General features: G+C 67.8%; 9 protein-coding genes. All 9 read left to right on the forward strand.

Features of this window, described 5'->3' with window-relative positions; translation table 11 throughout:
* The first annotated feature begins 221 nt into the window (after positions 1-221).
* The gene (locus EB084_13980; GenBank protein ID NDD29365.1) at positions 222-2,024 is read left to right on the forward strand and encodes a hypothetical protein; all 1,803 of its coding nucleotides are present in this window, start codon (positions 222-224) and stop codon (positions 2,022-2,024) included.
* Between the two features lie 70 nt (positions 2,025-2,094).
* On the forward strand, positions 2,095-2,850 hold the full coding sequence (locus EB084_13985; protein ID NDD29366.1) for a hypothetical protein: 756 nt from the start codon (positions 2,095-2,097) through the stop codon (positions 2,848-2,850).
* Complete coding sequence (locus EB084_13990) at positions 2,751-3,209, forward strand: prepilin-type N-terminal cleavage/methylation domain-containing protein (GenBank protein ID NDD29367.1); 459 nt, start codon at positions 2,751-2,753, stop codon at positions 3,207-3,209. The genes EB084_13985 and EB084_13990 overlap by 100 nt, the downstream gene beginning before the upstream one ends.
* Positions 3,210-3,974 (forward strand): hypothetical protein, encoded by a 765-nt coding sequence (locus tag EB084_13995; GenBank protein NDD29368.1) that lies wholly within the window; start codon positions 3,210-3,212, stop codon positions 3,972-3,974.
* Complete coding sequence (locus tag EB084_14000; GenBank protein ID NDD29369.1) at positions 3,974-5,089, forward strand: general secretion pathway protein GspK; 1,116 nt, start codon at positions 3,974-3,976, stop codon at positions 5,087-5,089. The genes EB084_13995 and EB084_14000 overlap by 1 nt, the downstream gene beginning before the upstream one ends.
* Before the next feature lie 9 nt (positions 5,090-5,098).
* The gene (locus EB084_14005; protein NDD29370.1) at positions 5,099-6,469 is read left to right on the forward strand and encodes a hypothetical protein; all 1,371 of its coding nucleotides are present in this window, start codon (positions 5,099-5,101) and stop codon (positions 6,467-6,469) included.
* On the forward strand, positions 6,466-6,948 hold the full coding sequence (locus EB084_14010; protein ID NDD29371.1) for a hypothetical protein: 483 nt from the start codon (positions 6,466-6,468) through the stop codon (positions 6,946-6,948). The genes EB084_14005 and EB084_14010 overlap by 4 nt, the downstream gene beginning before the upstream one ends.
* A 1-nt stretch (position 6,949) precedes the next feature.
* The gene (locus tag EB084_14015) at positions 6,950-7,648 is read left to right on the forward strand and encodes a hypothetical protein (GenBank protein ID NDD29372.1); all 699 of its coding nucleotides are present in this window, start codon (positions 6,950-6,952) and stop codon (positions 7,646-7,648) included.
* Between the two features lie 11 nt (positions 7,649-7,659).
* Positions 7,660-8,627: hypothetical protein (locus tag EB084_14020; protein ID NDD29373.1), on the forward strand; the 968-nt coding region annotated here is incomplete at its 3' end.

Consider the following 8,627-nt stretch of genomic DNA (forward strand, 5'->3'; position numbering starts at 1 on the left):
TGCTGGTCGAGACCAGCTGGAGCCTCAGCCGCCTGGTCGACAACAACCCGGACTTCACCTTCCGCACCACGTCTCCCGGACCGCAGGCGCAGGGAACCCGCGCAGGAGGGTGAGGCAGCCGCCTTGAAGGGCGTGGGCCGTCTCAGACCTTTGACGCACACGTTTGAATAATTTCACGCACACGTTTGAATCTCGACGAATCGGGGAAGCCAGCCATGACCATGCAACAGTCGACCCAAGACCGCCGCGACATGCTCGCCCAGTGGGCCTTCGACGCACGCCCGATTCTGGGGCGCTTCCACCTCTGGCTCGAAGACGTCGAGACCGAGTGGCTGCGGGGGCGCCCATCGCCCGGTGAGCTGGCCGATCACGGCTTCATCAGCGGCAAGCTCGAGCGCCTCTTCGCCGTCACCGCGGCGGCCACGGCCCTGGGAACCCAGATCTTCGGCCCCTACGGCCAGGGCAAGGGCCAGGAGAAGTCGATCATCAACCAGGTGAAAAAAGACGCCGACGCCATCTCCGCCTACGTGATGAGCGAGAGCCTCTGGTACATGAGCCGCCACCTGCCTGAGAACCACGCCATCATGGTGTGCCTGGGCGAAGGTCTCATGCCCAAGGCCGGCGAGACCCCCGAGATGGGCGCCAACCCGCAGCTCGGCTTCGGCCGCGTCTATGCGCGCCCCGAGATCGCGCAGTGGCTTGACGAGCGCATCTCCCGCCTGCTCAACGACCCGCGCTATGGCTGGCATGAGTTCTACGGCGAGCTGAAGCGCTCGGGCATCATCGTGTGGGGCGCCGCCATCGACACCCTCGAGAACACGTCGCGCTTCGCGGCGGGGGCCGAGACCGGGCCCATGACGGTGCTGCACATCTTCGACCAGCCGCTGCACGTGCTGCGCCCGTATGAGGGATACGCGGGCAACCTGCTGCTCCCCAGCAAGGTGATGAAGGCCGCCGCCGAGAACGCGGTGCTCATCAGCTTCCGCACCCCACGCGCCAAGGTGCTCGAGGCCGTCGAGCTGGCCTACCCTGGCATCAAGCGAGAGAACATCCACGTCTGGACCCTCGGTGGCAAGAGCCGCCTCCACCGCATCGGATCGCTCTGGAAGACCTGGAAGGATCTCGGCGTTCACCTGGTGGAGGACGGCTGGACCCTGCCCACGGGCATGCAGGCCTTCAACGAGTCCGGCACCTACGCGCCCACGTTCATGATCAAGAGCTGGCACGACGCCAAGGGCGATGAGCACGTGTTCTTCGTCGACGGCTACGCGGCCTCGGCCGAAGCCCTGCAGGCCGCGAGCCTCTGCCCCCTGCTCGACGTGCACGCGTCGCTCAACGTGTTCACCTCGAAGTTCGACCTGCCCTGGGAGCGCGAAGCGGTGGTCATGGGCCTCGACGACACGGCCGAAGACTTCGCGTCGCGCCTGTCGGTGGCCATCGGCCAGATCCCCGATCCGGCCGCCGTGGAGGAGTACCGCCGCGTGATCCGCGAGGGGCGAGAGGCCGGCATCGACCTCGACAAGCCCACCCTCGTGGCCGACGACTTCTTCCCCGAGAAGCACTGGGACGTGCTCGCCGCCCTGGGATACATGCTCGCCGACCCGTACACCGGAACCCACGGCGTGGAAGCGCAGGGCACCGATCAGTGGCGGGTGACGGTGCGCCTGATGCGCCCGCGCACCGACCGACGCATCACCTTCACGCTGCGCCTCATGGAATCGCACGAGCAGGGCCGCCTGGTGTTCAGCCCGCTGCTCAACCGCTTCCTCTCGGGTGAAGACTACCAGCAGCGCCCGGTCAAGGTCTCTGACTCCGGACGCATCCGCAACGAGCTGCAGACCCTGTGCGCCGAAGCCCTCGAGTTCCCAGGCGGCAACCGCATCCGCATCCACTTCGACCGCATCGGACCCGCCGTGATCCCCCCCGACAAGCAGCGCCGCCTGCACGAGATTCTCGAATGGTACAGGCGCCGCCACCCCATCTGGTTCTCGTGGCTCGAGGTGAAGGGCTTCGGGCAGGGGTGACCTTGCCGCGGTGAGGACCTGCCGCGTTCCCCGAGAGGGTTCAGGCGCCGCCTTGCGTAACCATGACCTGATGAAGTACCGCGCACTCACCGCCATCACCCTGCTCTCCATCTCCCTCGCCAGCGTCGGCTGCTCGACGACCGAGAAGAAGCCCGGGGCCACCCCGAGCGGCGCCGCGGTGGCCTCGGCCAGCACTGCGCCATCCGGCGTCTCCGCCAGCAGCGCTCCGCCGCCACCGCCGCCCCCGCCGGCCTCACCCGCGGCCGGCGCCAGCCCGTTCGCGGTTCCAGCGGAGTCGTTCCCGCTCAAGCTCGGGACCCACTACCGCCTGCACTACACCGACTACCGCAACGGTGTCAAGGTTCGCGAGTTCGACGAGGACACGACCCTCGACAAGCAGGAGGGCGATCTCTCGCAGTACCTCGTCACGTCGCAGATCGGCGACATGAAGAAGGTGAACCGCATCTACATCGTCAGCCGACCCGACGGGCTGTGGTACAGCATCGAGGAACCGCCGCGCGAGAAGGGCAAGAAGACCCACAAGGTCGACGCCTCCACGCGCATGCTCTCGTTCCCCCTCAAGCCCGGATCGAGCTGGGAGATGCGCATGCCCATGGGGTCGATGGCGTCTCGCGCGGTGGTCGGCATGGAGCGCGTCACCGTGCCGGCCGGCACCTTCAACGCGGTGCGCATGCAGGAGAAGCGCGAAGGCACTGCGGGTGATTCGTGGTACGTGCCCGACGTCGGCGTGATCAAATCAGACCTGAGCGGTCCAACCGAGCGGTACATCAAGGAGATGGTGCTGTTCGAAGCCGCGAAGAAGTGAGGCGACGCCAGGGCCGCGGCTTCACCCTGATCGAGGTGCTCGTGGCCCTTGCCATCTTCGCGCTCGTGGCCGTTCCGCTCATCAACCTCGAGCTGGGCTCCACGAGCGCCATCGCGCGCGTGCAGTCAGAGCGCGAGGCGCACTACCTCGCCATCTACACCCTCGACACCCTGCTCGCGACGCGGTTCAAGGGCGAGCGCACCGACACGCGCGGCCCCTACACGGTGAAGGTGCGGTCGACCTCGGTGGAGACCGCAAAGCTGCCCATCGAGCGGCTGCAGGTCGCCGTCTACGCCAACAATGACGAGATCGGTCTGGCAACGGCCTACCGACTGCGCCAGAACAGCGAGCAGCCGTAGGTGAGGCGCGTGCGTCCCCTCCATCGCCGCTTCAGCGGAGGCTTCGCGCTCCTCGAGCTGCTCGTGACCATCGGACTTGTGCTGCTCGTGATGGTTCTCGTGGGGGCCACCCTGCTCAACGGCGCCACGTCGGCCACCACCGCCCGTCTGCGGGGAGAGCAGGAGGCCGAGCTGCTGCGCGTGATGTCGGCCATGCGACGCCAGATCATCACCATCGCCACCTCAGCGGCTACATCGACCTCCGTGGTGGGAGAGATCGGCCGTGAGCCCAACACCGACTGGCTCGACATGGTGACCTCGTCCCTCGTCTTCAGCAAGGGCGTGGGGCACGCCGAGTGGCGCATCATCCGCACCCCTGGTGAAGCCCCCTATCTGGGCTATCGCGAAGCGCCGTGGATCGGCGGCGAGCGCCTCCACGACAACACCTGGATGCCGTACTCCCGCCTGATCACGGGAATGAAGGTTCGCTACTGGTCGAACCCCGAGTTCATCGAGGGCTGGAAGCGTGACGAGGTGCCCGAGCGCATTGAGGTGACCCTCTTCTACATCGACGAGGGCCAGACGGCCTCCGCCACGTTCGAGGCCTTTCCCGGCATCGGCGGATCGTCGGCCGCCGCGAGCGCACCCGCCCCGGGCGCATCGTCATCTCCGGGTTCGAGCGCCACCCCCTCACCCAGCCCGTCACGACAGTCGACGTCGGGCTCGACGATCCCGCAGAGCGGCGCGTCGAACCCGACGTCGAGCAGCACCGGAGGAACCCGCTGATGATCATCATCGTGGTGCTAGGCGTTCTAGCCATCTTGATGACGCTGGTGACCAACCTGGCGGGCGAGGCCACCTACGCGAGCCAGATGATGGCCACCATCCGCGCCCAGGACCGCTCGTACTACGTGGCGCAATCGGCGGTGCGCGCCGTGCTGCCCCTGCTGCCGTCGTCGAGTGAGAGCGCCCACACCCTGCAAGACCCCTGGGCCATCGGAGCGCCCCCGCTCGAGATCGACGGCAATCTCGTGGAGGTGAAGATCACCGACGAGGAGCGCTTCTACAACCCGAACGCCATGATCGGCAAGGACGGACAGGTCGACGATGACCAGGTGAAGGTCTTCCGCCGCCTGGTCAAGCAGCTGGGGCAGCGGGATGACGAGGTCGTGAACCCCATTCTCGACTGGATCGACGCCGACTCGAACCGGCGCCTGCCGGGCGGTGCGGAGGCGCTCGACTACGGAGAGCGCCTCCCCAAGAATGCCCCCCTCGACAGCATCGACGAGATACTGCAGGTCAAGGGCATCCCCCCCACGCTGCTGCGCGGCAGCGGAGCCTCTCCCTCGCCGGGGGCAGCCCGCGCGTTTCAGAGCGGCGGGATCGAGAAGTATGGACTGTCACCGCTCATCACCGTGCACTCGAACGGCAAGGTCAACATCAACACCGCCCCTCCCGCCGTGCTGCAGGCCCTGGCCGAGAACCTCGACAGCGGTCTCGTGAAGGCCATCATCGACCATCGCGAGCGGACGCCGTTCAAGAGGCTCGACGACCTCCTCGAGGTCCCGGGTGTCACGCGCGATCACATCTACTTCCTCAAGAAGGTGGCCGATGTGAAGAGCGAGACCTGGCAGATCAAGGCAGAAGTGGGCGCCGCAACAGGCAGCTACACCCTCGAAGGCCCACCGGACACCACCCTCATCGCGCGCTACAGGGGGAGCGGGAGAGGAATCAAGCCGCTCACATGGAACCTGGAGGAGAGCGGAAGCGACGTCACCGATCCCACCTCAGACCGCAGCGCATCGCCGCGCGGCGCGAGTCCCTCGCCTTCCCCGTCGATGCCGGGCCGATCGTCGACCCCCGCTCAGCCCACGGGCAACCAGTCTACGCAGAGGTTCTAGCCGTTCTCCATGCCGCTCCAGATCGGTCTCGACAGAGGCGCCGCGGGAGCCCGCCGCATCGCCGTCGACCAGCGATGGGGCCGGGTTGCCGTGGTGGCGCCACCCGCCACCGCCGCGCGTGTGGTGCTCTCAGCCCCCGCCTCGAACCTCACGTTTCGCGCGCTGACCTTTCCCTTCACCGATCGTCGGCGGCTCGAGGCCATGATCGCCCAGGAGCTCGAGCTGAGCCTGGGCTTCCCCCCAGGGCAGGCGGCGTGGGACTTCGTGGCGAGCGCGGGGGGAGAGGTGTTCGTGGTGGCCTGCGCGTCGTCGTCGGTCTCGACGCTCCTTGCCGATGACACGCCGCCTCGCCCCAGCACGGTCGACGCCGAGCCGTACGCCTTTCAGCGCGTGCTCGCCCTGGCCGGCGTCACCGACGCTCTCGTGGCTGACTTCGGCGCGCGTCACACCACGTTCTGTCGCATCCGCGGCGGTCACCTCGACTACGTGCGCGTGCTGCTGCGGGGCGGCGACGACCTCGACGCCCTGGTGGGCCGTCAGCGTGCCCTGTCCGGTCCTGAGCTGGCCCGCAGGCTGAAGCACGAGAAAGGCCTCGCCCTGGCAGAGGTGGCGGGCTTCATCGAGCGCCTGCTGAGCGACGCCCTGCTCCCCCCGGAGGAATCGACCGTTCCCCTGTTCATCACGGGAGGTGGCGCCCGTCTCGAGGGGCTCGGCCCCTGGCTCGAATCGAAGCTGGGACGGCCCGTGCGACGCATGCCCGTACCCGAAGGGGTCGACCCTGATCTCGACGTGGTGGCCTTCGGAATGGCCTTGTGGGGCCTGCGCGGGGGAGAGGGCGTGAACCTGCACAGCACCCACGACAAGAAATCGCTGGTGCCCGTCGTCGCCGCCCTGCTGGCCATCATGGTGGCCCTCACCAGCCTCGACCTGGGGGTGCGCCGCGCGGCGCTCTCGCGCGAGCTGGCCCGCAACCAGGAAGCGGTGCGCACCATCGCCCGCACCGCCGGGAACGTCTCCTCCCTCGCTGAGCTCGAATCGGTGCTGCAAGCCCGCAGCGGTGGTGCGAGCGGCACCGGCCACAACCTCGAGTCGCTCATGGTGACCCTGTCGGGGGCCGTCACGAAAGCCCGGGACGCCGAGAAGGCGGGTGACCTGAAGATCGAGGAGATCGCGGTGAGCGCGAACGAGGTGCGCCTGCGAGGAAGCGCGGCCGCCTACCCCGCGGTGGAATCGCTCAAGAATGCCCTGGCCGCCCAGTTCGGCGACGTGAACGTGAGCTCGAACCAGCTCCCGCCCGAGCCCGGCCAGCCCACGGCGCGACAGGGCTTCACCATGGTGGCGCCCCTGACGGGTCCCGCGGCGGGAGGCACGCCCCCATGAAGTTCCGCAGCGAGCGAGAGCGACGCATCGTGATCTGGGGCGGCCTCACCGGCTTCCTGCTGCTGTGGTGGAGCTTCTTCGTCCAACCGTCGATGCGCCTCATCCAGAGCTTCCAGCAGCGAGACATCCCGAACGCGAAGCGCGCGGTGGAGCGCGCCCGAACCATTGCGGGCGAGCTCGGCGCCCTTCAGGCGAAGCCGACGTCCAAACCGAGCGGAACCTCCATCGCCCTCACCATCGACGACATCGTGCGCAAGCGCGTCGCCATCCCGGCCAACCACATCAAGAACATCCAGGACGTAGGCAAAGGCGCCCAGATCAAGCTCTCCGACATCGACGGTGGCACGCTCATGCGCCTGCTCCACGCCCTCGAGGAGGCCGGCATCCGCCCCGACGACGCCGACTTCCACGATCTCACGGGCAAGAGCCTCTTCGACGTCACGATCACGGTGAACGGCCCCGCTGGCGCGGCGCCCTAGCGTGCGAATCGCAGCCTTTGCGGCGTGGTTCGCGGCGGTGTACGCCGCCGCGCTCCTGTGGTTCTTCCCCGTCGACGCCCTGGTAGAGGCCCAGACCCAGACCGTCGAGGCGCGAAGCGGCCTGCGCCTGCGCTGGAAGAACGAGCGCTGGGCGCTCTGGCGCAGCCGCATCGACGACGTGACCGTGGCCGATGCCCGCGGCCACGTCTGGCTTCGCCTGAGCAGCCTCGAGCTGCGCACCGGCATCGACGGCATCCACGTCGAGGGAACAGCCCCCTGGGGTGGGCTCAACGGCACGGTAAGACTCGATGGCGTCGAGGTCGACCTCGATGGCTACCCGCTCCCGGCGATGGAGAGCAAGGCCCTCGAGGAGGGGCGTCTGCGCGCGCACCTCGTTCTCTTGCAGGCAAAATCGTCGGCCCATGGAACCTTCAACATATCCGGTCGGGGCCGGCTTCTCGTCTACGAGGGGCCGGTCAACATCTCTGGCACCTTCGAGGCCCATCCCACCGAGGGGCAGGCCTCGGTCGAGCTGCTCGGTGACCGCCTTCGCGGCCACGGCGAGCTGACGTTCAACGTGGCGGGCGGTGACTGGAGCAAGGCCCAGGTGAGCGGTCCGCTGCGCGTCGAGCAGCGGGGCGCCACCCTGACCCTCGCGGTCGGCGGACCGCTCGACAACCTGACGATCAAGACACAGTGAGGACATCTGGCGTGCACGGGAAACGAAAAGCTCCACGAACCACGAACCCAGGGCTGGCGATCGCGCTGGCCGTGGGCTTCGGAGCGCTCGTGATGATCACCACCCTTCCCGTGCAGGCCAGGCCGGGCACCACCGCAACCACCTCGCCGAGCCAGACCCTCGACCAGTCGACCCTCGACACCTTCCAGCACGACGGCGTGAAGCTCAACTTCGAAGACATCGACGTCAAGACGCTGGCGCGCATCATCGGCCAGATCACGGGTCGCAGCATCGTCATCGATCAGAAGGTTCAGGGCAAGGTCACCCTGGTCTCCCCCAACCGCCTGTCTCCCTCCGAGGCCTGGGAGATGTTCGTCTCCGCCCTCGAGGCCTACGGCTTCGGCGTCGAGCTGGTCGACGGCGTCCACCGTGTCTCGCCGCTGGCCAACGTGAAGCAGCGCAACACCCGCCTCTACAGCGAAGGCGGTGGCGGCCGTGTGCTGGTGGCGGTGATCAAGATGACCAAGGTGGGAAGCGAGCAGGCGGTGAACGCCCTTCGCCCGCTGCTCACGGCGACGGGCGTCATCAGCGCGGTTCCCAACTCGAACACCGTGGTGGTGATGGATGAGGCGAGCGTCGTGAAGCGGGTCATGGCCCTGGCCCGCCGCATCGACGTGAGCACCGACAAGCCGTCGCTTCGCATCTACTACCCCGTGCGCGTGCGGGCCGCCGACGTGTCGAAGAACATCGAGAGCCTGTTCCCTGATCGCGCCCTGCTGCGCCTCACGGTGCACCAGCCCACCAACTCGCTGCTGGTGGTGGCCGTGCCCGAGCAGCACCGCACCATCGAGCGCCTGCTGGCCAGCCTCGAGCGTCGCAACCAGACCGAGGCCGAGCCCCACCAGTTCTGGGTCTACTACCTGCAGCACGCCCAGGCCGACGACACCGCGAAGGTGCTCGCCGAGATGCTGAGCGAGCGGCAGCGCCTCGAGCAGCAGCA

The sequence above is a fragment of the Pseudomonadota bacterium genome, assembly GCA_010028905.1.
Classification (GTDB): domain Bacteria; phylum Vulcanimicrobiota; class Xenobia; order RGZZ01; family RGZZ01; genus RGZZ01.